Origin of the sequence: Roseovarius indicus, assembly GCF_008728195.1 — a bacterium.
Lineage (GTDB): Bacteria > Pseudomonadota > Alphaproteobacteria > Rhodobacterales > Rhodobacteraceae > Roseovarius > Roseovarius indicus.
Genome location: NZ_CP031598.1, coordinates 235636 through 260013 on the forward strand (window position 1 = coordinate 235636; position 24378 = coordinate 260013).

The window sequence follows — 24378 nt, forward strand, 5'->3', positions numbered from 1 at the left end:
GACGACCCATTCAAGAAAGGCCGCCGATGCCCAACCCCACCGCCGCCATGCTCGTCATCGGGGATGAAATCCTCTCGGGCCGCACACGCGATGCCAACATGCACCACTTGGCGAACGTGCTGACGGAACGCGGCATCGACCTCAAGGAAGTGCGTGTGGTCAGCGATGACCCCGACGCCATCACCGACGCCGTCAAGGCGCTGTCGCAGGCCTATGACCACCTCTTCACCTCCGGCGGCATCGGCCCCACCCATGACGACATCACCGCCGACAACGTCGCCCGCGCCTTCGACACCCCGATCGATGTGCGCGACGACGCCCGCGCCCTGCTTGAGGCGCATTACCAGAAAAGCGGCCAGTCCCTGAACGACGCCCGCCTGCGCATGGCCCGCATCCCCGAGGGCGCAACGCTCATCGACAACCCGGTCAGCATCGCGCCGGGCTTCACGCTGGGCAACGTCCATGTCATGGCCGGCGTGCCCCGCATCTTCGAGGCGATGCTGGAAAGCGTGTTGCCCAAGCTGACCGGCGGCTCGCCCGTGCTGTCCCAAACGCTGCAGATCATGCGCCCCGAGGGCGATATCGCGGGCCCGCTGGCCGATCTCGCGGCGCGCTATCCCGATCTCTCGATGGGCTCCTACCCATTCCAGCGCGAGGGAGCCTTTGGCGCCCACGTGGTCCTGCGCGGCACCGATCCCGAACGGCTCGACGCCGCGATGGCCGAACTGCGGAAGGCCTTCCCCGAATGATCCCCGACATCGAAACCCTTTATGGCGTGATCGACGCCACATGGGCCCCGGCCGCCATGACGCAGGCCGGCCCCTGGACCATCCGCGAAGGGCAGGGCGGCGGCCAGCGCGTCTCGGCCGCCACCGCGAACGGCCCGGTCACCGAAGCCGACCTGCCCCAGGCCGAAGAGGCCATGCGCGCCCTCGGCCAGACGCCGCTCTTCATGATCCGCAAGGGCGACGACGATCTCGACACCATGCTCGCCGGGCGTGGCTACAAGGTCGTCGATCCCGTGAACCTGTGGATCGGAAAGGCCCAGCCGCTCGCCGACGAGGCCGGCCCCCGCGGCAAGGCCTACGCCGTGTGGGAGCCATTGGCGATACAGGTCGACATGTGGGCCGACGGCGGTATCGGCCCCGGGCGGATCGCGGTGATGCACCGGGTCGAAAGCCCCAAGACCTCGATCATCGGCCGGTTCGAACACACCCCCGCCGCCACCGCCTTCGTCGGCCTGCACGCGGGCGTGGCGATGATCCATGCCCTCGAAGTACCCGAGGCGCTCCGCCGCAAGGGAGTCGCCGTGCGTGTCTGCCGTCAGGCGGCGCTCTGGTCGGTACAGAACGGCGGCACCTGGATCTCGGCCCTTTGCACTCAGGCCAACACCGGGGCCAATGCCCTCTACTCTTCCCTCGGCCTCGGGGTTGTGGGACAGTATCACTACCGCAAAGCACAGGAAGACAGCGCCTCATGAGCCAAGACGATCAGCCCACCGCCCTCGATCTGCCGATGGTCGACCCGCTGCCGCCCGAGACGCAGAAATATTTCGACGTCTGCATGGACAAGCTGGGCATGGTGCCGAACGTGCTGAAGGCCTATGCCTTCGACATCGACAAGCTCAACGCTTTCACGGCCATGTATAACGACCTCATGCTGGCCGATAGCGGGCTCACGAAGCTCGAGCGCGAGATGATCGCGGTGGTTGTCTCCTCCATCAACCGTTGCTGGTACTGCCAGGTGGCCCACGGCGCCGCCGTACGCGCCCTGTCGGGCAAGCCGGAACTGGGCGAGGCGATGGTGATGAACTGGCGCATGGCCGATCTCGACGACAAGCAGACCGCCATGCTGAGCTTCGCCGAGAAGGTGACCAAGGCCAGCGCCGAGGTGACAGAGGACGACCGACAAACCCTGCGCGACGCGGGCTTCACCGACCGCGATATCTGGGATATTGCCAGCGTCGTCGGCTTCTTCTCCATGTCGAACCGCGTCGCCAGCGCCACGGGCATGCAGCCCAACGCCGAATATCACGCGCAGGCGCGCTGAGCCTTTTGGAGGGCCTGGCGCGTCTCCTTGTCCTGTTTCCGATCCTGATCGGGGGCGCCGGGATGGCGTCGGCGCTCGACCTGACCGTGCCGGGCGAGGCCGAGCTGACCCGTAAAGAGCAAAGCGCGGCGGGCTCCTACCTGCTTCCGACCGGCCCCTTTTCCGATGGCCAGGTCCCCTCGATCGATGTCGAAGGCCTCGTTTCCCGACAGGCCTGGCGGATCGAGGGCGAGGCGCTGACAACGCTCAAGCTTCTCGTGCCGCTGCGCGATCAGCTGACGGAGGAAGGCTACGAGATCCTCCTCGATTGTGCCGACCGTGAATGCGGCGGGTTCGATTTCCGCTTCAACACCGAAATCCTGCCCGCTCCGGACATGTTCGTCGACCTGTTCGATTTCCGTTTCCTCTCGGCGCGGAAAACCGATGGGCCAAGCGCCGAATACGTCTCCTGCCTTGTCAGTGTGACCGGGCAGACGGGCTATCTGCAACTTGTCACCGTCGGCGGCGGCGAAGCCCCCAAGGTCGAGATCGGCGCGGTCGATACGGCGTCACCCGCCAGCCCGCCGCTCCCGGCCGGGACGGCCGATATCGTCGACCAGTTGCGGTCGCAGGGCCACGTCGTGTTGCCCGACCTGGTGTTCGACAGCGGCTCGTCGGCCCTGGCGGAAGGATCCTACGACTCCCTGGCCGCGCTGGCCGGGTTTCTCAACGAGGATGCCTCGCGCCGCATCGCGCTCGTAGGCCACACCGACACCGTGGGCGGGCTCGACACCAATGTCGCCCTGTCCCGCCGCCGGGCCGCCTCGGTGCTCGAGCGGCTCGTGTCCCGCTACGAGGTGCCGCGCGCCCAGATGGAATCGAACGGGATGGGCTACCTCTCCCCCGTCGCGCCAAACACCACGGAAGCAGGCCGCGAGGCGAACCGCCGGGTCGAGGCCGTGCTTCTGAACACCGAGTGAGCGCCATGGCCGAGCCCCGAAACCTCCGCCTGCTCGCCTGCCAGATCGACGTGCCGCCCATGACCCGGGCCGAGGATCGCGACGCCCATCTGAAGCGCACGACCCGGCTGGTGTCCGACGCCCTTGCGGATAACCCCGCCGACCTGGTCGTCCTGCCCGAACTTTCCAGCATCGACTATTCCCGCCCCGCCTTCGATGCGCTGGATGATCTGGCCGAGCCGCTGGAGGGCCCGTCATTCGACGCCTGGGCCCGTGTCGCGCAGGCGCACGACACCCACGTCGTCTTCGGTTTCGCCCGGCAGCAGGGGGGCGACCGGTTCATCAGCATGGGCGTCGCAGCGCCCGACGGCACCTGTCTGGGCGTCTATGACAAGCTGCACCTGTGTCAGTACGGCGCCTCGATGGAGAAGGAATACTTCACCCGCGGCGACCACGTTCTGACCTTCAAGGTAAACGGCCTCACCTGCGCGCCGATCATCTGCTACGACATCCGCATTCCCGAACTGTCCCGCAGCCTGACCCTGACCCACGGCGCCGACCTGATCCTGCACAGCGGCGCCTATTACCGCGACGAAAGCTTTGCCACCTGGCACGAGTTCATCACCGCCCGGGCACTGGAAAATCAGCTCTACCTGCTCAGCCTCAACCGGGCTGGCACGCATTTCGGCGGCTCGGCCTTCTGCCGCCCGTGGATGGATGAAACGATGCCGAAGCTGTTCTTCGACGCCCATGCCGAAGATCTGCGCTGGTTCGAGGTGACGGCCTCGGCCATCGCCGACGCGCGGCAAGGCTACACGTTCCTGAAAGACCGCCTGCCGGATTACGACGCCCTGCCGAACGGCTGACTCCTCAATTGCGCAGGTTTCGGGGCGAAGGCCCTGTCGAAACGCGCTATCCTTCGCAGGATTGCCCAAGGAATTTGCCATGTATTCCGCCACACTCTCCACCCCCGTCGGCCCGCTGACAGTCACCAGCAACGGCACAGCCATCACCCGCGTTTCGTGGGAAGGGCCCAAGGGCCACGACGCGCGCCCTGAACTGACCGAAGCCCTGTCGCAGCTCGACGCCTATTTCGAGGGAACGCTGAAGGATTTCGACCTGCCCCTCGCCGTCGAGGCGCCCGCCTTTCAGGTGCAGGTCTGCGAGGTCATGCAATCCATCCCCTTCGGCGAAACGCTAACCTATGGCGACATCGCCAAACGTCTCGACGTCCCGGCACAGGCGATCGGACAAGCCTGCGGCGGCAACCCGATCCCGGTCATCATCCCGTGTCACCGCGTGCTCGGCGCCACGTCCCTGGGCGGTTATTCGGGCGAAGGCGGGGTGGAAACCAAGGTCTGGCTCCTGCGCCACGAAGGCGCGGCGGGCCTCTTGATCTAGGCCTTGTTGCGCTCGGGGATGACCTGTTGCACGGCCCCTGCGAACAGCAGGTAAAGGCTGGTCGCGACCAAGCCCCAATGCGCCCAGCTTTCCGGGTGGAAATCGACCCATGCCGCCCAGCCGGCGAAGAAGGTCCAGGCCACCGCGATCGGCAGCGTCACGACCCGCCAGCGCTTGGTCCGCGCCGGGTGGACGAACTTCAGCGGCAGGAACATCGCCACCGCCATCGCCACCACCAGCACGAGGATCAGCCAGAAATTCGGCTCGACCGCGAACAGCACCAGCACCAGCATGTTCCAGCAGCCGGGAAAGCCGTGAAACGAATTGTCCTTGGTCTTCATCTTGGTGTCGGCGAAATACATCGCGCTGGCATAGGTGATCACGATGATCGCGAACCAGCCTGTCCAACCCGGCAGCAGGTCGGAACTGAACAGCGCGAAGGCCGGGATGAAGACATAGGTGAGATAGTCGATGATCAGGTCGAGCAGCACCCCGTCGAACCGCGGCGCATATTTCTGGACGTGGTAATGACGTGCCAGCGGCCCATCGACCCCGTCGACGGCGAAAGCCACCACCAGCCACAGGAACATCATGTCCCATTTCTCGTCCACGGCCGCCAGCATGGCCAGCATGGCGAAGACTGCACCGGTCGCGGTCAGCAGGTGAACGAGGAGGGCCTTGAACGCGTCTGTCATGCAGGTTTCATGAAGCAAAATCGGTGGCGGCGCAATCAGGCTTTGGGATGGGCACGGCGATAGACCTCCATCAGCCGCGCGGTATCGACGGCCGTATAGGCCTGCGTCGTCGAAAGCGACGCATGGCCCAGCAATTCCTGTATGGCCCGCAAGTCGCCGCCCGCGTTCAGCAGGTGCGTGGCGAAGCTGTGGCGCATGGCGTGCGGGGTAACACTGGCGGGCAGGCCAAGCTGAAGCCGCACCTGTTCCACCACCTTCTGCACGGCGCGAGGGCCAAGCACCCCGCCGCGCACCCCGCGGAAGAGCGCGGCATCAGGCTCGGTGGGGTAGGGGCAAAGCCTGAGATACACCTCGACCGCCTCGCGTGCCGGCCCGATCACCGGCACCACCCGTTCCTTGCCGCCCTTGCCGATGATCCGCAGCGACCCGCCCAGCGGCAGGTCGGCGCCGGTCAGGCCAAGCGCCTCGGATATCCGCAAACCACAGCCGTAAAGCAACGTGACGACCGCCTGATCCCGGGCCGCGACCCACGGCACCTGCGATTGCAGGTCGAGCGTGTCGATCACCCCCTGCGCGGCATCCTCGGCCAGCGGCCGGGGCAGTTTCTTCTGAAACTTGGGGGCACGCGCCGCCATCACTGCCGTTGCGTCGAAGCCTTCACGCTCGGACAGCCACCGGTAAAAGCTCTTCACCGCCGACAGCTTCCGTGCCAGCGACCGCGCGCCAATCTCCTCCGCGCGACACCGGGCCATCCAGCTGCGCATGTCCGACAAGGTCACCGCCTTGAGCGCACCGATGCCTTGCAAGCCGCCCTTGTGCTCCGTCAGGAAAGCCAGAAAGCCCCTCACATCGCGCGCATAAGCCTCGATGGTATTGTCCGAAGCCCCCTTCAGCGCCTTCTGCGAGTGCAGCCAGTCATGCAGCGCCGAACGGGCGGCGTCGGAAATCATGACAGCCAGCGGCGCATCGCCCTTTCGAAAACGCCGGTGAAGAAGGCCAGCAGGTCGGTGCCCTGCTGCGGGCTGAACTGGTGCGGATCTTCCGCCCCCATGGCCAGCATGCCGGGCAGGCGCCCCTTGCCGAAATCGAGCATCAGGCAGGCCTCCGACCGGATGAACTGCGCCCGCGCGCCATAGATTCGCCTGTCGCCCTCGCTCAGCTGGCGCAGGGTGACCTGGCGGGGTTGGCCGGGCCGGCCCGCGGTCAGGTAATCCTCGATGAAACCGGGCTCGGCCACGGAAAGAACGTCGCCCAGCTTGCGCACCGCCGGGTCGTCGTCATCCTGCACCGACTCCAGCACCAGCCGCACGCTATCGACCCGCAGAATATCGGCCACCTCGCCGCCGAGGTCGCGCAGGAATGTCTCGAAATCCGTCGGGTCCAGCATCCGCAGAATGGCCCGGTGCACCTGGTTGGTGCCCGACAGGTTCTCATAGGCCGCCGCGATCACGCTGCGATGCGTATCCTCGAGGCGGGCCAGCCGCGCCTCGAGCCGTTCCATCGCGATCCCGCGCAGATCGACGATATTGCCCCCCATCGCACGCTCGTTCGCGGCGATAAGGGCGCGCATAAGGTCCTGATCTTCAAGAATAACGTCGGGCTGCGCGATGATTTTCTCGCGCATCTGGTCATTGATCGCGGGCTTGCTGCTCATTCTCGCCTCGTTGATTTTTCGATTTTATAGCATGGCCTACAGGATTTTCTGCCCTGTTTTTTCCCAATCGCTCAAAAACGCTTCGAGGCCTTTGTCGGTCAGCGGGTGCTGCGCCATCTTCTTGATCACATCCGGCGGCGCGGTCATCACGTCGGAGCCGATACGCGCGGCCTCGAACGCGTGGTTCACGGTGCGGATCGACGCGGCGAGGATCTCGGTTTCGAAATCGTAATTGTCATAGATCTGCCGGATATCGGCGATCAGCTGCATGCCGTCGAGGTTGATGTCGTCGAGCCGGCCGATGAAGGGGCTGATGAAGGTCGCGCCGGCCTTGGCCGCCAGCAGCGCCTGGTTGGCCGAGAAGCACAGCGTCACGTTGACCATGTGGCCCTCGTTCGTCAGCACGTTACAGGCTTTCAGCCCGTCCCACGTCAGTGGCACCTTCACGGCGATGTTCTCGGCGATCTTCGCCAGCTTGCGGCCCTCGGCGATCATCTCGTCGGCCTTGAGCGCCACGACCTCGGCGCTGACCGGGCCGCTGACGATCTCGGTGATCTCCTTGGTCACCTCGAGAATGTCCCGCCCCGATTTCAGGATCAGCGAGGGGTTGGTGGTGACCCCGTCGACGACGCCAAGGTCGTTCAGTTCCTTGATCGCCTCGACATCGGCAGTATCTACGAAAAACTTCATGGCGCACCCTTTCAAGCGGCTTGGGTTTGGTTGGCTTTGCGTTTACCCCATAGATCGATTTGCGGAAACCCTAGAAGGAGCGAATGCGTGGCCGAAGCGCCGGGATTCTTTGCCGAAGGCGAGCTTGTGGGGGTGCTCACCACGCAACCGCTCGACCGGCTGCTTGATTACCGGGCACCCGAGGGGGGCTGCCATCCCGGCGCGTTCGTCGAGGTTCCGCTGGGCCCGCGCAAGGTTCTGGGTGTGGTCTGGGGGCCGGGGAAAGGCGATTTCGACGCCTCGAAAATCCGGTCGGTCATCCGCGTGCTCGACGTGGCGCCCATGCGCGAAGAGTTGCAGGCCTTCCTCGAACGCGCCGGCGATTACACGCTGACATCGATGCCGGCCATGCTGCGGCTGGCCACGCGCGCGCCGGGGCTGGGCGACCCGCCCTCGATGCGCAAGGTCTACCGCCTCGGCGATGCCGAACCCGAGCGCATGACCGATGCGCGCCGCCGGGTGCTCGAGGTGCTGCGCGATTATGGCGGGCTCTCCTTCACCTTGAAGGAACTGGCCGAACAGGCGGGCGTGACCTCCTCGGTGATCAAGGGGCTGGTAAAACACGGTGCCGTTCGCGAGGAGGACACTCCACGCGACGTGCCCTTCCCGACGCTTCAGCCCGATATCGCCGGCGTCGACCTGACCGGCGAACAGGCCGACGCCGTCGAGGCCCTGCGCGAGGGCGTCCAATCGCGCGCCTATGGCACGACGCTGCTGCGAGGCGTGACCGGCTCGGGCAAGACAGAGGTCTATCTCGAAGCCGTGGCCGAGACGCTGCGCCAGCGGCGTCAGGCGCTGGTGCTGCTGCCTGAGATCGCACTCACCACCGAGTTCCTCACCCGCATCGAGGCCCGCTTTGGCGCCCGCCCCGCCGAATGGCATTCCGGCGCCACGATGACCGAGCGCCGCCGAATCTGGAAGATGGTCGGGCAGGGCGGCACGCAGGTCGTCGTCGGCGCGCGCTCGGCGCTGTTCCTGCCCTTCCGAGACCTCGGCCTGATCGTCGTCGATGAAGAACACGACACCTCCTACAAGCAGGAAGACGGCGTGCTCTACAACGCCCGCGACATGGCCGTTCTGCGCGCCAGCCTGTGCGGCGCGCAGGTGGTGCTGGCCTCGGCCACGCCCAGCCTTGAAAGCTGGGCCAATGCCGAAGCTGGCAAGTATCGCCGGCTCGACCTGACCGCCCGCTTCGGCGAGGCGGTGATGCCCGAGATGCGCGCCATCGACATGCGCGCCGAAACCCTGCCGTCGCAACGCTGGGTCTCGCCCACGCTGCAAAAGGCGGTCGAGGCGCGGCTGGCCGCGGGCGAACAGGCGCTTCTCTTCCTCAACCGCCGTGGCTATGCGCCGGTCACGATCTGCCGGGCCTGCGGGCACCAGGTGGGCTGCGACCATTGCGATGCGCGGATGGTCGAGCACCGGTTCCTCAAACGCCTGATGTGCCACCAGTGCGGCGAGACGAAGCCCTTGCCGCAGGTCTGCCCAAGCTGTGGGGCGGAAGACCGGATGGCCGCCGTCGGCCCGGGGGTGGAGCGGATGTCGGAGGAGGCCGCCGCGCTCTTCCCCGACGCCCGCATCGCCACGCTGTCGTCCGACCTCTTCGGCTCGGCCCGCGCGCTGAAGGAGCAGATCGCCGAAATCGCCGAAGGCGGTGCCGACATCATCATCGGCACGCAGCTTGTCGCCAAGGGTCACAACTTCCCCAACCTTACCCTCGTGGGCGTGATCGATGCAGATCTCGGCCTTCAGGGCTCCGACCTGCGCGCCGCCGAACGCACCTTTCAGCTGATGCGCCAGGTGGCCGGTCGCGCCGGGCGCACCGAGAAGCGGGGCACAGCGCTACTTCAGACATTCCAGCCCGAGCATCCGGTGATCCGCGCCATCCTGTCCGGAGACGAGGAAGGCTTCTGGGCCGCCGAGGCCAACGAGCGTCGGCAGGCCGGCGTGCCACCCTATGGCCGGATGGCGGGCATCGTGCTCTCCTCGACCGACATGCAGGAAGCCTTCGACATCGGCAACCTGCTCGCCCGAAACGACGCCCCCCTCCGCGCGGCCGGCGCACAGGTCTTCGGCCCGGCGCCCGCCCCCATCGCCCGGGTGCGCGGGCGGCACCGGGTGCGGCTGCTGGTTAAGGCGCCCAAGGGCGTCGCGCTGCAGGGCCCGGTGGCGCAATGGGTGGGGCAGGTGCGCGGCTCGAACCAGTTCCGATTGAGTGTCGATATAGACCCGCAAAGTTTTTATTGATCCCTCACCTGTTGACCCTGTGGCGGCAGGCGAGTCCAATGTTGATATGGAGGATGTCATCGTCATAGGCGCTGGGCCAGCCGGGCTGGCGCTGGGTGCCTGCCTGAACGCCGAGGGGCTGTCACCCCTGATCCTGGAGCGCGAGGCATGCGTCGGAAGCGCGTGGCACCGGCACTATCGCCGGCTGGCACTGCACACCGACAAGAAGCGCTCGTCGCTGCCCGGGCTGCCCTTTCCGGATGACGCACCACGCTATGTGCCGCGCACGCAGGTGGTCGCATATCTCGAACGCTATGCCGAGGCGTTCGGCCTGCAGCCCCGGTTTGGCGCCGAGGTCGCGAAGGCGGAGCCGTCAGAAGGCGGCTGGCAGGTGACGCTGTCATCCGGCGAAACGCTGGCCAGCCGCGCGCTCGTCTTCGCAACGGGCGTGTCTGAGAGGCCCCATTTCGCCACGTGGCCGGGTCTGGAAGGCTTTCCCGGCCCGGTCATCCATTCACGCGCCTATCGCGCCCCCGGCGACCTGCCGGGCGAACGGGTGCTGGTCGTGGGTTTCGGCAACTCGGGCGGCGAGCTTGCCATCGACCTGTCCGAGGCCGGCCGCAAGGTCGATATCGCCGTCCGCAGCCCCGTCAACCTTCTCCCGAAAGAGCTCTTCGGCCGGCCCATCGGCAACTGGGAGGTGCTGCAACGCATCTTTCCCTACCGCGTGGCCGACGCGATCACCGCCCCGATCCTGCGGTGGAAGATGGGCAACTATGCCCGCTTCGGCCTGCGTAAATCCGAAAAGGGCCCCATCGCACAGGTCCGCGAAGACGGGAGGATACCACTGATCGACCTGGGCACACTCGACCTGATCCGCCGCGGGCGGATCAAGGTGCGCCCGGGCCTTTCGCGCATCGAGGGGGCTCTGGTGACCTTCGACGACGATACCAGTGCCCAGTACGATGCGATCCTGCTGGCCACCGGCTATACGGTCGACCTGCGCCCGATCCTCGGGCCCATGCCGAACGTGCTCGACGACACCGGCCGCCCCCTCGCCTCGGGCGAGGAGTTGGCGCCGGGGCTCTGGTTCTGTTCCTACCACACGGTCCCCAACGGCCAGCTCAGGGAAATCTCGCGCCAGGCCCCTGTCATCGCGCGGGCCGCGGCCGAACACCTTGCGCCTCATGCCGCCTGACGCACAGATCGTTGTGCGGCAATAGCTCTCGCCAAGGCGGATGGATCGGCGTAAAGGATCAGAAATGACACGCACCGTCCCCCTTGCCGAAGCGAAACACCTGCCCGTCTGGCGGCGCCCGGTCACGCTTCTTTTCCTGATGGCCGCCGCCATGCCGGTGGCCTTTGCGACATGGTCGGCCCTGCTCAACAACTTCGTCATTGAGGTGGCGGAGTTCGACGGCAAGGATATCGGCTGGCTGCACACGGTGCGCGAAATCCCCGGCTTCTTCGCCATCGGCGTGATCGCCATCATCATCTTCATGCGCGAACAGGTGCTGGGGCTAGTGTCGCTCCTGCTGCTGGGCGTGGCGACCGCGGTCACCGCGTGGTTTCCCAGCCTCGGCGGTATCCTGACGATCACCATGCTCAGCTCGATCGGCTTTCACTATTACGAGACGGTCAACCAGTCGCTGCAACTTCAGTGGCTCGACAAGCTGCGCGCCCCAAAGATGCTGGGCTGGCTTCTGGCGGCAGGGTCGGCGGCAACGCTCGTGGCCTATGGCCTGATCGTCCTCACGTGGGAGACGCTGGGCCTGACCTACAACATCGTCTACCTGCTGGCGGGCGGATTCACGGCGGCGGTCGCGATCTTCTGCATGTTCGCCTACCCGCAGTTCGAGGCGCCCAACCCGCAGGTCAAGAAGATGATCCTGCGCCGGCGCTATTGGCTTTATTACCTTCTCCAGTTCGTGGCCGGTGCCCGGCGGCAGATCTTCGTCGTCTTCGCGGGCTTCATGATGGTCGAGAAATTCGGCTTTCAGGTGCACGAGGTGACGGCGCTTTTCCTGATCAACCTCGTCGCCAACATGATCTTTGCCCCGCTGATGGGCCGGGCCGTCTTCCAGTATGGCGAGCGCGCGACGCTGATCTTCGAGTATGCCGGGCTGGTCATCGTCTTCCTTGCCTATGGCGGTATCTATTACTTCGGCTGGGGCGTCCTGCTTGCCGCCGTGCTCTACGTGATCGACCACATGCTCTTCGCGCTGGCTCTGGCGCTGAAGACCTACTTCCAGAAAATCGCCGATCCGGGCGACATCGCGCCCACCGCGGCCGTGGCATTTACCATCAACCACATTGCGGCGGTTTTCCTGCCGGCCTTGCTGGGCTATCTGTGGCTCGTCTCGCCCGGGGCGGTGTTCCTGCTGGCGGCCTGTATGGCGGGGGCCTCGCTGCTTCTGGCCCTGCTGATCCCGCGCCATCCCGAACCGGGGCACGAGACGATCCTGTCGGCTGTGGCGCCCGCGCCGGCCGAATGACGCCAGACCAATACGAGGCCCCATGCCAACCTACACGGCCCTGACGACCCTATCCGGAAAACACGCCGCCGAAGCGCTGGGTGAAGACCTTGAGCGCCTGACGCCCGAGCCCACGGGAATCGGTACGTTCGAAATCGAGGACGGCTCCGGCCTGTGGGAAGTGGGGGCCTATTTCGATGGCGCGCCCGACGAGGCCGGGCTCGCGTTGCTGGCGGCGATACATGACGCGAAGCCCTTCGTCGTGTCGGAACTGCCCGACGTCGACTGGGTCGCCAAGGTGCGGCGCGAACTCGTGCCCGTCGAGGCCGGCCGCTTCTTCGTCTATGGCAGCCACGATGCCGACAAGGTACCGAGCAACAGCGTCCCGCTTCTGATCGAGGCGTCGATGGCCTTTGGCACCGGCCATCACGGCACCACGCAGGGCTGTCTCAGGGCACTCGACAAGCTGGCCGCCGAAGGCATGACGGCGACGCGCGTGCTCGACCTTGGCTGCGGCACCGCGGTTTTGGCCATGGGGGCGGCGCATGTCTGGCCCGATGCAACGATCCTTGCAAGCGACATCGACGAGGTGGCGGTCGAGGTGGCAGAGGCCAACCTTGCGGCGAACGGGCTGGCGGGCCGGGTCGCCTGTATCGAGGCCGAGGGGCTCGACAATCCCGATATCGCCGGAAAAGCGCCTTTCGACCTCATCTTCGCCAACATCCTGAAGGGCCCGCTCATCGCCCTCGCGCCGGCGATCACCGATGCGCTGGCCCCCGGCGGCCGCGTGATTCTCTCGGGGATTCTCAACGAACAGGCCGACGAGGTGATCGAGGTCTACTCGGCCGCGGGAAACAGTCTGGTCGAGCGCTCGGAGATTGGTGAGTGGACCACGACAGTTTTGCGCAAACCTGTCTGAAAAGCAGTTAAAAAACGGTTATTTCAAGGCGGATGCCCAAGTTTCGCCACATTTAATGCCTAGCTTTTGCCTTAATGTGGTGGGGTCACATTTGAAGTTACGGTGCTGTCATGAGTAAATGGTTCGAGACATCGCGCGGTCTGCAACAAGGCGCGAAAAACCTTCGGTCTTATATCGACCGGGTCCGCCAGTCGGACCGAGCCGAAGATGGCGTCATCGTCCTCACCAACCACCGCCCCGAAGCCGCGATCAACCTGAAAGGGTTTACGCTTCTGGTCGCCGTTTTCCTGGCGTTCAAGGGCTTCGTGATCGCGTATCTTGGCCTCGACGTCTATTCCGCCGCCATCCAGAAGCTTGAATACGGCTCCCTGCTGGAACAGGCGGGGGCCTTCATCATGCGCCCTGACGTGGTGTCGCAGGCCGTGGCCGGCCAGCTTCTTCCGATCGTGCGATAAGTTTCGGTTCAGCACGACCGCCGCCCGGTTCGGGGCATCCCTATCCAAGACCTCTCTCACGACGAAAAAAGCCCTGTGCCGTTGGTCCCGGCACAGGGCTTTTACGTGAGTGGCGGCCCCCGAAAAGGGGAAGCTGCTGAAACTCAGAACGTGATGCGGTCGATATCGCCACGAACGAGGCCGATATCGTCGAGCTCACGGTCGCTCAGTTGCGACAGGGCTTTGCGGGTCATGCGGGCGTCGTTCCATGCGGCAACGGTGCCAACCAGTTTGAACAGGCCACCGAAGAGGCCAGCGTGGGATGCGGTGCGGGTGGTGTCGAGGACAGCCATTTCGATATTCCTTCTGTACGCGCGGATAGCGGATTGTGATGATGTTTCTAAACCGCCAGATAATTGGGCGATCATGCGCGGGCAAGCTAGGTTGCTGCATAGTCCATATGCAGTTTTTGCAAGGCTCACGTGGTGGATAAACACCTGTTAATAAGACGTTTTCGTGACAGCTGCTTCAAATTTGCTGCGTTGCAGCACGGAATCGACGCCCCATGGTCTGAAATCGCCATTTGCCCGCGCAAAATCGCAATCCGCTTGGCGTATGTTCCCGTTTCGTGCTAAGGATTGCAAAACGACACGAACGGGCAGGGACATATGCGGGTAGTGGGCATCGACCCCGGGTTGCGAAACCTCGGCTGGGGCGTGATCGAGGCAGACGGCAGCCGTCTGACACATATCGCCAACGGCGTTTGCAAGTCGCAAGGCGCGGATCTGGCCGAGAGGCTCCTGTCCCTGTATCGGCAACTGACTGAAATCCTGAACAGATTTTCCCCCGAAACCGCGGCGGTCGAACAGACTTTCGTCAACAAGGACGGGGCCGGCACGCTGAAGCTGGGCCAGGCGCGGGGCATTGCCATGCTGGTGCCGGCGCAATTCGGGCTGACGATCGGGGAATATGCGCCCAACACGGTCAAGAAGACAGTGGTCGGCGTGGGCCATGCCGACAAGGTCCAGATCGCGCACATGGTGAAGGTGCAACTGCCCGGCGCAGACATTGCCGGGCCCGACGCCGCCGATGCGCTGGCCATTGCCATCTGTCATGCCCATCACGTGAAGCTTCCTGCCATGCGGAGGGTCGGCTCATGATCGGGCGCCTTGCCGGCCGGATCGACTATCGCGCCGCCGATCACGTGCTGATCGACGTGCGCGGTGTGGGCTACCTCGTCTATTGCTCCGAGCAGACACTGCGCGCCCTGCCGGGCACGGGCGAGCACGTGGCGCTTTATACCGACCTGCTGGTCCGCGAGGACCTGCTGCAGCTGTACGGCTTCACCACGCTGGCCGAGAAGGAATGGCATCGCCTGCTGATGAGCGTGCAGGGCGTGGGCGCGAAAGCCTCGCTCTCCATTCTCGGCACGCTGGGGCCGGACGGTGTCGGCCGGGCAATCGCGCTGGGCGACTGGAACGCGGTGAAGGCCGCCAAGGGCATCGGGCCCAAGACGGCGCAGCGCGTGGTGAACGAATTGAAGGACAAGGCGCCGGAGGTGATGGCGATGGGGGCGGTTTCGTCCCAGGCCGCACCGGTCCAGGACACTGACGACGTGATCGAGACACCGGGTCCCGCCACGCCGGCCCCGGCCGCCCCCTCCGGCCCCGGTGCCCAGGCCGAAGCCTTGTCGGCGCTCACCAACCTGGGCTATGCCCCGGGCGAAGCCGCCGGCGCCGTGGCGCAGGCGGCGGGCGATGCGCCCGAGGCCGAGACGGCGGAACTGATCCGCCTGTCGCTCCGTCTGCTGGCGCCGAAAGGGTAGGGACATGGCACCGCTCACCGGACTTTACAGCCCGTTTCGCGACAAGGCGCGGCCATGACCGGCCCCGACCCGACCCTGCGCCCCGACCCGCTGCCCGAGGATGCCGAGCGCAGCCTACGCCCGCAGGCTTTGCAGGACTTCATCGGCCAGCAAGAGGCCAAGGCCAATCTGCGCGTCTTCATCCAGTCTGCCCGCCAGCGCGGCGAGGCGATGGACCACACGCTGTTTCACGGACCCCCCGGACTTGGAAAAACGACGCTGGCCCAGATCATCGCCAAGGAGCTTGGCGTGGGATTCCGAATGACCTCGGGCCCGGTGCTGGCCAAGGCGGGCGACCTGGCGGCGATCCTGACCAATCTCGAAGCCAATGACGTGCTCTTCATCGACGAGATCCACCGTCTCAACCCGGCGGTGGAGGAGGTACTTTACCCCGCGATGGAGGATTTCGAACTCGATCTCGTGATCGGCGAGGGGCCGGCGGCCCGCACCGTGCGGATCGAGCTGCAGCCCTTCACACTGGTCGGCGCCACCACGCGGCTGGGCCTGCTGACCACGCCGCTCCGCGACCGGTTCGGCATTCCGACGCGGCTGCAATTCTACACCGAGGACGAGTTGCACGAGATCGTCACCCGCAATGCGCAGTTGCTGGGCGTCCCCGCCGACAAGGATGGCGCGCGCGAGATCGCCCGCCGCTCGCGCGGCACGCCGCGGATCGCCGGGCGCCTTCTGCGCCGGGTGGTGGATTTCGCCGTGGTCGAGGGTGATGGGCACATCACCAAGGCGCTGGCCGACGGGGCGCTCACCCGGCTGGGGGTCGACCACCTCGGCCTCGACGGGGCCGACCGGCGATACCTCGCGCTGATCGCTGAGGCCTACCAGGGGGGGCCGGTGGGCATCGAGACCATGAGCGCGGCACTCTCGGAAAGCCGCGACGCGCTGGAGGAGGTGATCGAGCCCTTTCTCCTGCAGCAGGGCCTGATCCAGCGCACGCCGCGCGGGCGGATGCTGGCGCAGCGGGGCTGGCGGCACCTGGGGTTGAAAGCGCCCCGGCCGAAAGGGCAGAGCGACCTGTTCGGCAAGTAAGATCGCCCGTGCCGGGCGATGCCTTCGGCGAGGATATTTGGAGCCAGAAGAAGCCGGGCGGGATTGCGCCGGCGGGCGCGGCTGCGTAAGTCGGGGCCATGGCAGAGACGATGACCCCGCAAGAGATCGAGGCGCTGTTCACCCGCGCCGATGGCAGCTACCTGTTCGCCCGCTGGGGCCGGCCGATCGTGCCGGTGGTCTTCGGGGTCGATGACAAGACGCTCGGCACCGTGAAAGGCGCGATCGAGGCGGTGGTCGGGCTGGCCGGGCACCAGATGGCCGAGACCGACCCGGAACTGGGCGTGAACTGCATGTTCTTCTTCTTCCGCGACTGGGATGAGCTGCTCGAGGTGCCCGACCTAGACCGCCTGATCGAGGGGCTGGGCCCGCTGGTGGCCAAGCTGAAGGAGGCCGATGCCAACCAGTACCGGGTGTTCCGGTTCGACGAACAGAACGCGATCAAGGCGGCGTTCGTCTTCCTGCGGATGGATGCGGAGCTGAGCCAGGTTCCTGCCGAGACGCTGGCGCTGGGGCAGGTGGTGCAAACCGTTCTCTTATGGTCCGACAGGGCGTTCACCGATGCCTCGCCGCTGGCGCGTGTGCCGGAAGGCGACCGGGTGATCCTGCGGCCCGATATCGCCGGGGTGATCCGGGCCGGGTATGACCCGGTGATGCCGGCAGTGGCGCAGGATCCGAGCCACGCATTGCGGCTGGCCGCAAGGGTCGGCCGCGAGCAGTAGAGGGCCCTTGCGATGAGAAGCTTCATCGCCATTCCCGTGCCCGAAGAGCAGGCCGACCCGCTTCTCGACGTGCAGCACGCGCTGGAGGTCGGCCGCCCGGTCCCGCCCGAGAACTGGCACGTGACGCTGGCCTTCCTCGGCAACCAGACGGAGGATGTGCTGGAGCACCTGCACGATCGCCTTTCGGAGCTCGAGGCCCCGGAGTTCGACATGCGTATCGCCGGAGTGGATATATTCGGCGGTCGCAAACCCAGCCTGCTCTATGCCGCCGTCGACAGTTCGGAGCCCCTCAGCCACCTGCGCAAGAAGGTGCGGCAGGTGGTGCGGAACGCGGGCATCGACCTGCCCCGCGAACGCTTCCGCCCGCATGTCACCCTGGCGCGGTTCCGCAAGCGGTTGACCATGCTCGAGACGCAGCGCATCGCCGGTGTTCTGGAAGGTTGGGGTGATGTCGAGGCCGGGGTTCTTCCGGTCGGGCATTTCACCCTCTACCGGTCGATCGCCGGGCCTGATGGTATGATCTACGAGCCGCTGGCCGAGTACCCGCTCGGCCAGCGCCAGGACGGGGCTTAGCCCTCTTTCTGAATTTCCACCGAATGCGGATAGGGGATAGAGATACCCCCCTTGTCGAAGGCTTCCTTGACCGCCTTGGTCATGTCGAACTTGAGGTTCCAGTAATCGGCCGCGTTGCACCACAGGCGCACGCCCAGATCGACGCTGCTGTCGCCGAGGTTCGTGACACGCACCCAGGGCTCGGGGTCTTCGAAGACGCGGGTGTCGGCCCTGGCGAGGTCGAGGATGATCTTCATCGCCGCATCGGCATTGTCGGAATAATCTATACCGAAGGTGAAGTCACAGCGGCGCGTGTCGTGATGCGAGTAGTTGGTGATGATCGCGCCCCAGGCCTGGCCGTTGGGCACGATGATCTGGACGTTGTCGGCGGTGACCAGCTCGGTGACGAAGAGGTTGATGTCGACAACCGTGCCGGCTGTGCCGCCGATGTCGACATACTGGCCGTTCTTGTAGGGCCGAAAGAGGATGATCATGAACCCGGCCGCGAGGTCGCCCAGCGTCCCCTGAAGCGCAAGGCCGATGGCCAGCGTGGCGGCGCCAAGCACGGCGACAAGGCTGGTTGCCTCGATCCCGAAGAGGCCCAGGATGGCCGTCAGCACCATCAGCAGGATCAGCCATTTCACGATGCTGGCCACGAAATTGCCGATGGTGTTGTCGATCTTCGGGCTGGCATTGACCCGGCGGCGGATCAGCCCGCTGACGGCGCCGGCGATGATCCAGCCGAGGACAAGGACGATGATCGCCTTGACCGCGTTGACGACCAGCGGGCCGTAGCCGTTTGCCGTTTCCATAATTCCTTCCATCTGTCCCTCCTGATGAAATGCCCCGCCGGGCTGGTACGATAATTGCAATTGATCTTGACGAAGCGTTGCCAGAGGGGGGCGGGAAAATAAAGTCTCGCCGGTCCTGCCGGGTGGAATTTCTGTACCTTGGACCGGAAAATCCGGTTTCGGCCGCTCGGATTGAAGGCTAACGTCCGCGCCATGACACACCGCTTTGCCATTCGCGTTTACTACGAAGACACCGACATGGGCGGGATCGTCTACCATGCCAACTTCCTGAAATTCATCGAACGGGCCCGCAGCGAGTGGGTGGCCGGGCTGGGTCTGGATCAGAACGCCATGCGCGACGATGGCATCGTCTTTGCCGTGCGCCGGGTCGAGGCGGATTACATGCTGCCCGCCCGCTACGGAGACGAGCTTGAAGTGCGCACGACGACCGCCTCGATCAGCGGTGCCCGGCTGGTGATGGACCAGAAGGTCGTGCGCGGCGAGGAGATCCTGTTCACGGCACAGGTCACCGTGGCCTGCATCACGATGGACGGGCGTCCCGTGCGCCTGCCTGCCGGGATTCGGAAGATCGTGAACTGAACCTTGGCGGTCGTGTCTGTCGTTCCCGCCCGGCTTTTGCGCCGGCCCTGTCTTGCAGACCTGCTACCGCATCATGAAACCGAAAATTCTCACCACCCTGAAAGACTACGATCGCCAGACCTTTCTCGGTGACATTGCCGCCGGGGTCACCGTTGCAATGGTGGCCCTCCCGCTCAGCCTTGCGATTGCCATCGCGTCCGGTGCAAGCCCTGCAAAGGGGCTTGTCACCGCCATCGTCGCGGGCTTCCTCATTTCGCTGCTCGGGGGAAGCCGGGTCCAGATCGGGGGGCCGACCGGGGCGTTCATCGTCGTCGTCTTCGGCATCATTGCCGAGCAGGGGTATGACGGGCTGGTTCTGGCCACCTTCATGGCGGGGGCGATCCTGCTGGTCGCCGGGGCGCTGCGGGCGGGCCGGCTGATCCAACTGGTGCCCGAGCCGGTGATCAACGGGTTCACCATCGGCATCGCGATCATCATCGCCACCAGTCAGTTGCAAAGCCTGTTCGGCCTGACGCTTGCCGAGGTGCCGGCCGAGTTCTTCGCCAAGCTCGGGGCGCTCTGGTCGGCGGGGCATACTCTGAACCCGTCGGCATTGCTGATCGGGCTGGTCACGATGGTGCTGATCGTCTGGCTGCGCCGGCTGGCGCCCCGCTTGCCCGGGCTGATCGTTGCCGTCGCCGCAACCTCGGCCGTGGTGGAGCTGGCGGGTTTGCCGGTGGACACGATCCACTCGCGCTTCGGCGACCTGCCGCGCAGCCTGCCCATGCCTGCCATGCCCGAGGTGAACCTCGCGCGGATGAGAGAGCTTCTGCCGGATGCGTTCCTGATCGCCTTTCTCGCTGGCGTGGAGTCCCTCCTTTCCGCGATGGTGGCCGACCGGATGGTCGCGGGCCGCCACCGCCCCAATGCCGAGCTTATCGCCCAGGGCGCCGCCAACCTTGGTTCCGCGCTGTTCGGCGGTCTTCCCGCGACCGGGGCCATCGCCCGAACCGCCACCAACGTGCGCGCCGGGGGCCGCACGCCGGTCGCCGGGCTGGTGCACGCCGCCACGATCCTGATCGTGATGCTGGTGGCGGCGCCGCTGGCCGGCTATCTCGCGATGCCGGCGCTGGCGGGGCTGCTCATCCTGACCGCGTGGAACATGAGCGAGCCGCATCGGTGGCGCGGATACCTGAAGGATCGCAGGTCAGACCAGGTCCTTCTGCTTCTGACCCTCGTGCTGACGGTTGTCACCGATCTCGCGGTTGCCATTGGTGTCGGTGTGGCCGTCGGGTTGGCGCTGCGTCTGAGACGACGCAACGTGCCGCCATCCGACTGGACGCCACCGGAAAGATGACCGCCGAATCGCTCGATTCCCCTTGTACGACGGCAATTATCCGCCTTTGCCCCGCGTCCCGCTTGCCCTGACGCGGAAGTGATGGCTTTCCCTGTGGAATTCCGCTAGGTTCGCCGTCAATGAGGCCGGTGAACAAGGCCCTTCGGGACGAAACGACGTCGAAAAGAGCAGGCAGATGGAAGCAGAAACCCTGGCATTGGCACAGGAGATGGATTTCTCCCTGTGGGCGCTGTTCGCGCGTGCCACAATCGTAGTCAAACTTGTGATGATTTTCCTGATCGTCGCCTCGTTCTGGGCGTGGTCGATCATCATCCAGAAACTTATCACCTATCGCCGTGCCCGCGCCGAGGCGGCGCGGTTCGACGACCGGTTCTGGTCGGGCGACCCGCTTGACGAGCTGTTCGACGAGATCGGGCCCGATCCGAACGGCCAGTCTGAAAGGGTATTCGCCGCCGGCATGATGGAATGGCGGCGGTCACACCGGAACGATGGCGGGCTGATCGCCGGCGCGACGGCGCGGATCGACCGGAACATGGACGTGGCCATCGCCAAGGAAGCGGATTCGCTGCAAAGCGGGCTGTCGGTGCTGGCGACGGTCGGCTCGACGGCGCCGTTCATCGGGCTCTTCGGCACCGTCTGGGGCATCATGCATGCCTTCATCGGGATTGCCGAACAGCAGAACACCAACATCGCCGTGGTGGCGCCGGGCATCGCCGAGGCCCTTCTGGCCACCGGCCTGGGCCTTCTGGCGGCCATCCCCGCCGTCATCTTCTACAACAAGCTCAGCGGCGACAGTGACCGGATCGTGGCGGGCTACGAGGCCTTTGCCGACGAGTTCTCGACCATCCTCAGCCGCCAGCTGGACAGCTGACCCATGGGCGCAGGTGTCGTTCAGAAAACCGGAGACCGCGGCCGCAGGCGGCGCGGGCGCGGGCGCTCGCGCCCGATGGCCGAGATCAACGTCACGCCCTTCGTCGATGTGATGCTGGTGCTGCTGATCATCTTCATGGTCGCGGCGCCGCTGATGACCGTCGGCGTGCCGGTGGAACTGCCCAAGACCGCCGCCAGCGCCCTGCCGACCGAGCAGGAAGAGCCGCTGACGGTGACGATCACGCCGGAAGGCACCGTGATGCTGCAAACCACCGAGATCGCCACCGAACAGCTTGTCACCCGCCTGCGGGCCGTGGCCGCCGAGCGCGAGAGCACGCGGATTTTCCTGCGTGCCGATGGCAACGTGCCCTATTCGATCGTGATGCAGGTGATGGGTGCGCTCAACCGCGGCGGATTCTCCAACATCGGCCTGGTCACCGACACCGGCGGGCCCACGCTCGACGAGGACGGCTGACGCGTGCGGCATGAATACCGGTCAGATCATATCCGGGGCCGGACACGCTGGCCTGATCTTCTGGGCTCTGTTCGGAGGGGCGTTTCGTGACGTGCCGCCGCCCCATGAAGCGACCGAGGTGACCGCGATCTCGGCCGAGGATTACGCCGCGCTCATGGCGCCGGAGCAATCGCCCGAAGCGGTCGCCAATGTCGATACGCCCGAGCCGCCCGAAGCGGGCGAGGCGCCTGGAATGACCTCCGAGGCCGACGCCGTGCCCGAAACGGCACAGCCCGAAGTGGCGGAAACCTCCGAGCCCGACACGCCCCCCGAAGTGACGGAGCCCGACCCGCCCGCCCAGGCCGAGGTCAGCGACGAACCGCCCGTCATGCAGCCTCCGCAGGAAGATACCGCGGCGCTGGTGCCCGAGGTTTCCCCCGACAGTCAGCCGCGCGAGGCCCCGCGGGTGGCTCCCGAACCCGTCGCCCGCCCGGAGCCTGACGTGCAGATCGACGATGTCGATCAGCAGGAAACGGCCCCCGACGAAAGCGCCGAGCCGGTCGAGGAAGACCAGGAAGAAACCGCGCGCGAGGAGGCCACGACCGAAATCGTGACCGAGGCCGACGACCCCGCGGATGCCGCGCCGAGCCGGTCGCTGCGCCCCCGCACCCGGCCGACCCGGCAGGCGGAAGCCGAGACCGAGGCCGAGCCGGAAGCCGAACCGCAGCCCGAGCCGCAGGAACAGACCGAAACCGCCACACAGCAAAGCCCCGAGGTCGACGAGAACGCCGTGGAAAACGCTCTGGCCGAAGCGCTTGGCGGCGCCGAAACGCAGGCCGACAGCACGCCTTCCGGTCCGCCTCTGACCGCTGGCGAGAAGGAAGGGCTGCGCGTCGCCGTGCAACAATGCTGGAACGTCGGCAGCCTGTCTTCCGAGGCGCTCAACACCACGGTCGTCGTTTCGGTCTCGATGTCGGAAGACGGCCGGCCGATCACCGCGTCGATCGAGATGCTCAGCGCCTCCGGCGGCAGCGACTCGGCCGCAAGACAGGCCTTCGAGGCGGCGCGCCGCGCGATCATCCGCTGCGGTGCGGATGGATACAAATTGCCACCGGAGAAGTATGATCAGTGGCGCGACATTGAAATGACATTCAATCCGGAGAAAATGAGGATCAAATGATGCGATACATGCTCAGCCTCCTTGCGGCCGTTTTCATGCTGGCCGCGCCCGCCTTCGCCCAGGACCAGGACGGGGATGACGGGCCTCTCCGGATCGAGATCACCGAGGGTGTGATCGAGCCCTTGCCCTATGCCGTGCCCAGTTTCGTCGCCGATACGGCGGCCGCGTCGGAATGGGCCGACAAGATTTCACGGGTGATCGCCTCCGACCTGAACGGCACCGGCCTTTTCCGCGAAATCCCCGCAGAGGCGCATATCGCGCGGATCACCAGTTTCTCGAGCCCGGTGCAGTTTTCCGACTGGAAGGCGATCAACGCCCAGGCGCTGATCACCGGGTCAGTGAGAACCGAGGCGTCGGGCCGGATCGTGGTCAGCTTCCGTCTTTACGATGTCTTTGCCGGGCAGGAACTCGGCGACGGTCTCCAGCTTGCCGGCACCGAACAGGGCTGGCGCCGCATCGCCCACAAGGTTGCCGACCAGGTCTATAGCCGCCTGACGGGCGAAGACCCGTATTTCGACAGCCGCGTCGTCTATGTCGCCGAAAGCGGCCCCAAGGACGCCCGGCAGAAGCGCCTGGCGATCATGGATTACGACGGCGCCAACGTCACCTACCTGACCGATGACTCGTCCCTCGTTCTGGCCCCCCGCTTTTCCCCGCAGGGCGATCAGGTGCTCTACACGAGCTATGAAACCGGTTTCCCGCGTATCTACGTTCTGAATGTCGAAACGGTTGGCCGCCGCGTCCTGGAAAGCCAGGATGGCACGATGAGCTTCGCGCCCCGCTTTGCGCCTGACGGGCAGACCGTGGTCTACTCTCTCACGCGCGGCGGCAATACCGACCTTTACGCGATGCAGATCGGCTCGGGGCAGAGCACCCGGCTGACCAGCGCGCCGTCGATCGAAACCGCCCCCAGCTTCAGCCCGGACGGCAGCCAGATTGTTTTCGAAAGCGATCGGTCCGGCTCTCCGCAGCTCTACATCATGCCGTCCAACGGCGGCGAGGCGCAGCGGATCAGTTTCGGGCAGGGCCGGTACGGCACGCCGGTCTGGTCGCCGCGCGGCGACCTGATCGCGTTCACCAAGCAATCCAAGGGCCGCTTCCATATCGGCGTGATGCGCACCGACGGCAGCGAAGAGCGGCTACTGACGGCCTCCTTCCTCGACGAAGGCCCGACATGGTCGCCCAATGGCCGCGTCATCATGTTCACCCGGGAAACCCAGGGCGCCCAGGGCAGTTCGAGCCTCTATTCGGTCGACATCACCGGCCGGAACCTCAAGCAGGTGGCCACGCCCACCGGCGCCTCCGACCCGGCATGGTCGCCATTGCAGAAATGACACCCCCGCAAAACCCCTGCGTTTCCAATACCGCGCCGCTGTGGTAGAAGGTTTAAGAGGACCAGGATGAAACATTGGCCCGATACAAAACTGA

28 protein-coding genes are annotated in these 24378 nt (G+C 65.6%); 22 read left to right on the forward strand and 6 right to left on the reverse strand.

Translation table 11 applies throughout. The features are described 5' to 3' along the window. Positions 1–26 precede the first annotated feature (26 nt). The 6 genes from RIdsm_RS01130 to RIdsm_RS01155 all read left to right on the forward strand — a co-directional run bounded on the left by RIdsm_RS01130 (position 27) and on the right by RIdsm_RS01155 (position 4388). Complete coding sequence (locus tag RIdsm_RS01130; RefSeq protein WP_057816431.1) at positions 27–749, forward strand: competence/damage-inducible protein A; 723 nt, start codon at positions 27–29, stop codon at positions 747–749. Next, on the forward strand, positions 746–1480 hold the full coding sequence (locus tag RIdsm_RS01135) for a GNAT family N-acetyltransferase (protein ID WP_057816430.1): 735 nt from the start codon (positions 746–748) through the stop codon (positions 1478–1480). Before RIdsm_RS01130 ends, RIdsm_RS01135 begins: the two co-directional genes overlap by 4 nt. Further along, a complete protein-coding gene (locus RIdsm_RS01140) occupies positions 1477–2049 on the forward strand; it encodes a peroxidase-related enzyme (protein WP_057816429.1) in 573 nt (190 codons plus the stop codon). The genes RIdsm_RS01135 and RIdsm_RS01140 overlap by 4 nt, the downstream gene beginning before the upstream one ends. Before the next feature lie 62 nt (positions 2050–2111). Further along, the gene (locus RIdsm_RS01145; protein WP_074940382.1) at positions 2112–3008 is read left to right on the forward strand and encodes an OmpA family protein; all 897 of its coding nucleotides are present in this window, start codon (positions 2112–2114) and stop codon (positions 3006–3008) included. 5 nt (positions 3009–3013) lie between these two features. Further along, positions 3014–3853 (forward strand): carbon-nitrogen hydrolase family protein, encoded by an 840-nt coding sequence (locus tag RIdsm_RS01150; protein WP_057816428.1) that lies wholly within the window; start codon positions 3014–3016, stop codon positions 3851–3853. Positions 3854–3932: 79 nt separating this feature from the next. Continuing rightward, the gene (locus RIdsm_RS01155; protein ID WP_057816427.1) at positions 3933–4388 is read left to right on the forward strand and encodes a methylated-DNA--[protein]-cysteine S-methyltransferase; all 456 of its coding nucleotides are present in this window, start codon (positions 3933–3935) and stop codon (positions 4386–4388) included. Here RIdsm_RS01155 and RIdsm_RS01160 read toward each other — a convergent pair. Genes RIdsm_RS01160 through fsa form a run of 4 tightly spaced genes read right to left on the reverse strand, consistent with a single transcriptional unit; the run spans position 4385 to position 7427 of the window. Continuing rightward, a complete protein-coding gene (locus RIdsm_RS01160; protein ID WP_057816426.1) occupies positions 4385–5083 on the reverse strand; it encodes a CDP-alcohol phosphatidyltransferase family protein in 699 nt (232 codons plus the stop codon). The two genes, RIdsm_RS01155 and RIdsm_RS01160, sit on opposite strands and share 4 nt — an antisense overlap. 35 nt (positions 5084–5118) lie before the next feature. After that, positions 5119–6033, reverse strand: a complete 915-nt coding sequence (locus RIdsm_RS01165) for a tyrosine recombinase XerC (RefSeq protein ID WP_057816425.1) — start codon at positions 6031–6033, stop codon at positions 5119–5121. After that, a complete protein-coding gene (locus RIdsm_RS01170) occupies positions 6030–6737 on the reverse strand; it encodes a DUF484 family protein (protein WP_057816424.1) in 708 nt (235 codons plus the stop codon). Before RIdsm_RS01170 ends, RIdsm_RS01165 begins: the two co-directional genes overlap by 4 nt. A gap of 36 nt (positions 6738–6773) precedes the next feature. After that, a complete protein-coding gene (gene fsa, locus RIdsm_RS01175) occupies positions 6774–7427 on the reverse strand; it encodes a fructose-6-phosphate aldolase (RefSeq protein ID WP_057816423.1) in 654 nt (217 codons plus the stop codon). Positions 7428–7514: 87 nt separating this feature from the next. On the opposite strand from fsa, the gene RIdsm_RS01180 reads away from it, so the two are divergent. The 5 genes from RIdsm_RS01180 to RIdsm_RS01200 all read left to right on the forward strand — a co-directional run bounded on the left by RIdsm_RS01180 (position 7515) and on the right by RIdsm_RS01200 (position 13540). After that, on the forward strand, positions 7515–9713 hold the full coding sequence (locus RIdsm_RS01180; protein ID WP_057816422.1) for a primosomal protein N': 2199 nt from the start codon (positions 7515–7517) through the stop codon (positions 9711–9713). Positions 9714–9759: 46 nt separating this feature from the next. Continuing rightward, on the forward strand, positions 9760–10890 hold the full coding sequence (locus RIdsm_RS01185; RefSeq protein ID WP_057816421.1) for a flavin-containing monooxygenase: 1131 nt from the start codon (positions 9760–9762) through the stop codon (positions 10888–10890). A gap of 64 nt (positions 10891–10954) precedes the next feature. After that, complete coding sequence (locus RIdsm_RS01190; protein WP_057816420.1) at positions 10955–12187, forward strand: MFS transporter; 1233 nt, start codon at positions 10955–10957, stop codon at positions 12185–12187. Between the two features lie 22 nt (positions 12188–12209). Beyond that, positions 12210–13085 carry a 50S ribosomal protein L11 methyltransferase gene (locus tag RIdsm_RS01195; RefSeq protein ID WP_057816419.1) on the forward strand — a complete coding sequence of 292 codons (876 nt, stop codon included), beginning with the start codon at positions 12210–12212 and terminating at the stop codon, positions 13083–13085. 110 nt (positions 13086–13195) lie between these two features. Further along, complete coding sequence (locus tag RIdsm_RS01200) at positions 13196–13540, forward strand: hypothetical protein (protein ID WP_057816418.1); 345 nt, start codon at positions 13196–13198, stop codon at positions 13538–13540. A gap of 143 nt (positions 13541–13683) precedes the next feature. On the opposite strand, the gene RIdsm_RS01205 is transcribed toward RIdsm_RS01200, so the two are convergent. Next, a complete protein-coding gene (locus RIdsm_RS01205) occupies positions 13684–13872 on the reverse strand; it encodes a DUF1127 domain-containing protein (RefSeq protein ID WP_057816417.1) in 189 nt (62 codons plus the stop codon). Positions 13873–14187: 315 nt separating this feature from the next. On the opposite strand from RIdsm_RS01205, the gene ruvC reads away from it, so the two are divergent. The 5 genes from ruvC (at position 14188) to thpR (ending at position 17740) form a co-directional block, all read left to right on the forward strand. Further along, positions 14188–14679 (forward strand): crossover junction endodeoxyribonuclease RuvC, encoded by a 492-nt coding sequence (gene ruvC, locus RIdsm_RS01210; RefSeq protein ID WP_057816416.1) that lies wholly within the window; start codon positions 14188–14190, stop codon positions 14677–14679. Then, the gene (gene ruvA / locus RIdsm_RS01215; RefSeq protein ID WP_057816415.1) at positions 14676–15344 is read left to right on the forward strand and encodes a Holliday junction branch migration protein RuvA; all 669 of its coding nucleotides are present in this window, start codon (positions 14676–14678) and stop codon (positions 15342–15344) included. The genes ruvC and ruvA overlap by 4 nt, the downstream gene beginning before the upstream one ends. A 54-nt stretch (positions 15345–15398) precedes the next feature. Continuing rightward, positions 15399–16427, forward strand: a complete 1029-nt coding sequence (gene ruvB, locus RIdsm_RS01220) for a Holliday junction branch migration DNA helicase RuvB (RefSeq protein ID WP_057816414.1) — start codon at positions 15399–15401, stop codon at positions 16425–16427. Positions 16428–16537: 110 nt separating this feature from the next. Beyond that, positions 16538–17167 carry a hypothetical protein gene (locus tag RIdsm_RS01225; protein ID WP_057816413.1) on the forward strand — a complete coding sequence of 210 codons (630 nt, stop codon included), beginning with the start codon at positions 16538–16540 and terminating at the stop codon, positions 17165–17167. A 12-nt stretch (positions 17168–17179) separates the two neighbouring features. Next, complete coding sequence (thpR, locus tag RIdsm_RS01230) at positions 17180–17740, forward strand: RNA 2',3'-cyclic phosphodiesterase (protein ID WP_057816412.1); 561 nt, start codon at positions 17180–17182, stop codon at positions 17738–17740. Here thpR and RIdsm_RS01235 read toward each other — a convergent pair. After that, positions 17737–18543, reverse strand: coding sequence for a mechanosensitive ion channel family protein (locus RIdsm_RS01235; RefSeq protein ID WP_057816411.1), 807 nt, complete (start codon positions 18541–18543; stop codon positions 17737–17739). The two genes, thpR and RIdsm_RS01235, sit on opposite strands and share 4 nt — an antisense overlap. Positions 18544–18723: 180 nt before the next feature. Here RIdsm_RS01235 and ybgC point away from each other — a divergent pair, with 180 nt between their 5' ends. The 6 genes from ybgC to tolB all read left to right on the forward strand — a co-directional run bounded on the left by ybgC (position 18724) and on the right by tolB (position 24284). Beyond that, on the forward strand, positions 18724–19110 hold the full coding sequence (gene ybgC / locus RIdsm_RS01240) for a tol-pal system-associated acyl-CoA thioesterase (RefSeq protein WP_057816410.1): 387 nt from the start codon (positions 18724–18726) through the stop codon (positions 19108–19110). Positions 19111–19183: 73 nt separating this feature from the next. Further along, positions 19184–20446, forward strand: a complete 1263-nt coding sequence (locus RIdsm_RS01245; protein ID WP_057816409.1) for a SulP family inorganic anion transporter — start codon at positions 19184–19186, stop codon at positions 20444–20446. 175 nt (positions 20447–20621) lie between these two features. Further along, entirely contained in the window at positions 20622–21317 is a 696-nt protein-coding gene (gene tolQ, locus RIdsm_RS01250; protein WP_057816408.1) for a protein TolQ, read from the forward strand. A gap of 3 nt (positions 21318–21320) precedes the next feature. Continuing rightward, a complete protein-coding gene (gene tolR, locus RIdsm_RS01255) occupies positions 21321–21791 on the forward strand; it encodes a protein TolR (RefSeq protein WP_057816407.1) in 471 nt (156 codons plus the stop codon). Between the two features lie 10 nt (positions 21792–21801). Further along, positions 21802–22950 carry an energy transducer TonB family protein gene (locus tag RIdsm_RS01260; RefSeq protein WP_057816406.1) on the forward strand — a complete coding sequence of 383 codons (1149 nt, stop codon included), beginning with the start codon at positions 21802–21804 and terminating at the stop codon, positions 22948–22950. Then, positions 22947–24284, forward strand: a complete 1338-nt coding sequence (tolB, locus tag RIdsm_RS01265) for a Tol-Pal system beta propeller repeat protein TolB (RefSeq protein WP_057816405.1) — start codon at positions 22947–22949, stop codon at positions 24282–24284. The genes RIdsm_RS01260 and tolB overlap by 4 nt, the downstream gene beginning before the upstream one ends. Positions 24285–24378: the final 94 nt, after the last annotated feature.